The following is a 2201-nucleotide window of genomic DNA, read 5'->3' on the forward strand; positions in this document are numbered from 1 at the left end:
CCTCGGCGGGGCCCCGGGGGGAGGGCCGCCGGTGTGTGGCGTCCTGCGGGCTGCCGGGGGTCGCGCTGCCAGGAGCCCGAGTAGGGCGTGTGCCCGTATCCCCCGTGAGCGGCGTGCAGCCCGGTGCCGAAGGCCGTGAAGCCGAGATTCTCCTCATTGCTCCGATCGCCGGGCAGCGCCCGGAAGGACCGGCGGAACTCCGAGTACAGCGCGTCGTAGATCGGCGTAGTGGAGTATCCGTCCGCTACGTCCTGCGCGGGGCGCATGGAAGGGATCTGGCTCTGGTACTGCTGGCGGGAGGAGTCGTATGAGTGCACATAGGAGCCAACGACCCTTTCATCCGTCGGATGCGGGCTGCCGTCCTGGGAATCGGCCGTCGGCCGGCGCAGCAGCAGCCGGAGTGTGGTGCTCGACGCCTCGCTCATGTGCCGGCCAGCGGCATCGCCGCGGCGACGAGCCGTCCATTGGCCGCGGCCTTCTCCAGGGCGTCACGCAGCAGATCCTCCCGGGGCTGCTGGCCGATGGAGCCGACCGGTGCGGCGAAGACCAGCACGGTGTGCGACTTGTTGGCCGCCGCACGCCAGCCCTCGGTGACCTGGAGCGGCTGATGGGCCTGCCACCAGGCGACCGGGCTGCCGCCGCCGGTGCCCGGCTGGAGCACGGCGTGGAGCTGGCCCATGGCGAGCAGCACCGACCAGCCGGGCAGCGCGCCGGGCAGCGTGTTCAGATCGGAGACCGGCCGGAAGCCCTGCTCGATCAGGAGCGTGAGGAACTCGTCGGTGGTGCCGCGCGAGCCGGGACGGGCGATCGGCGCGGTCGGCTCGACGACCAGGGCGGGATGCAGATCGCCCTCGATCAGCACCAGTCCGCTGGTGACGCCGAGGACGGCCTGGCCGCCGCCGGCGCCCGGGTCGGGCCGGGAGGTCTCCGGCTGCTCGCCGCCGGTGATGGAGCGGACCGCGCCCTGGAGCTGCTCCTCGGCGACCTGGACGACCTGGGAAGGGATGCAGGTGGCGTGGGCGAAGGCGAGAACGGCGGTCTCCTCGCCGACGAACAGCACGGTGCTGGTCCGCTCCTGCTCGGAGTCGCCGGGTGTCCGGCAGGAGGTGCAGTCGTAGCTTCCCGGGGAGTTCTCGCCGGCGAGCAGCCGGTCGGCTTCTTCGTCGCCGATCTCGGCGCGTACGTCCTCGCTGACGTCGAGCATGCGCGGCACGGGTGGCTCCTCGAACTCGGTGCGTGGGGCCGGGCTGTTCCCGGCTCGTAAAGAAGACAACGGGCGAGCCGTGGCCCGGGTCACGCGCGGACACGCATGGAATCGAACCATCCGGCGCAAAGGGCGGGCCGCCGTCAGGAACGAGTCATTCCGTGTCAACACGCTCCGGGCGGACGGAAGTTGGCCCGATCCGCGGAACCGCAGGTCAGTACATGTACAGGTCGACAAATCGGGAAATCAGTGAACCAATGGGGTGGCTGAAACTCATTGCTGCTTTCGGTGGATCGGGCTCACCGGAGGTGCGGCCTGGGCGGGTGAGCGTGCGGATCTCCTCGAAGTCGGCACCATCCGGGGCATTTCCGCGTCTAACCGGTCGGTCCGTTCACCATGGGCCGCCGTATGCGATCAGAAGCCGTATGCGATCAGAAAGGGCAGGACCGGATGAGAGCCAACGGACGGCGGGCGTCACCCGCCGGATGTACGGCCGACTGCATCGCGGACTCCGCGGGCGGTATCACCTTTGACATCACGGGTGCCGCCCGTCCCGACGCGGTGCTGGTACTGCGCCTGCGGGACGGTGCCGCTTCGGTGCGGCTGCCGTTGACCTGGGCGGGGGAGTCCCGGCTGCGCGCCGTGCTGCCCAGCACGGTCGAGCTGGCCGAGGGCCACTGGGACGTCTTCACGGGCGCTCCCGGCGAGCAGCCCGTACGGCCCGGAGTCCGCGAGGTACGCGCCCTTGTCGACCGGATCCCGGGAGCGGGCCGCGTCGCCGCCCGGATTCCGTACGCCACCGCGGACGGCCGGCTCGCCGTACGCTCCTGGGTCCGCGCTCCGCACGCCGAGGCCGGTACGGTCCGCTGCGAACCGGGCGCGACGACCGTCGAGGGCACGCTGTACGGCGCCGAGCTGGGCGAGGGCGCCGAGGCCGAGGCGCGGCTGCGCGGCACCGACCGCAGCCACCGGGTCGCCGTGACCGGCCGCGGCGGCC

Annotated in this window: 2 protein-coding genes and 1 pseudogene; 1 reads left to right on the plus strand and 2 read right to left on the minus strand. The window is 71.8% G+C overall.

Going from position 1 to position 2201, the window contains the following annotated elements; translation table 11 throughout:
- Both GA0115259_RS36885 and GA0115259_RS36890 read right to left on the minus strand, forming a co-directional pair.
- The coding region (locus GA0115259_RS36885; protein WP_345941095.1) for a hypothetical protein at window positions 1–425 on the minus strand (425 nt) is incomplete at its 3' end.
- Window positions 422–1213 (minus strand): hypothetical protein, encoded by a 792-nt coding sequence (locus GA0115259_RS36890; RefSeq protein WP_066955394.1) that lies wholly within the window; start codon window positions 1211–1213, stop codon window positions 422–424. The genes GA0115259_RS36890 and GA0115259_RS36885, both read right to left, overlap by 4 nt.
- A gap of 441 nt (window positions 1214–1654) precedes the next feature.
- On the opposite strand from GA0115259_RS36890, the pseudogene GA0115259_RS36895 reads away from it, so the two are divergent.
- Window positions 1655–2201, plus strand: a pseudogene (locus tag GA0115259_RS36895) (transferase); the annotation flags it as partial.

Source organism: Streptomyces sp. MnatMP-M17 (assembly GCF_900091995.1).
GTDB lineage: Bacteria > Actinomycetota > Actinomycetes > Streptomycetales > Streptomycetaceae > Streptomyces.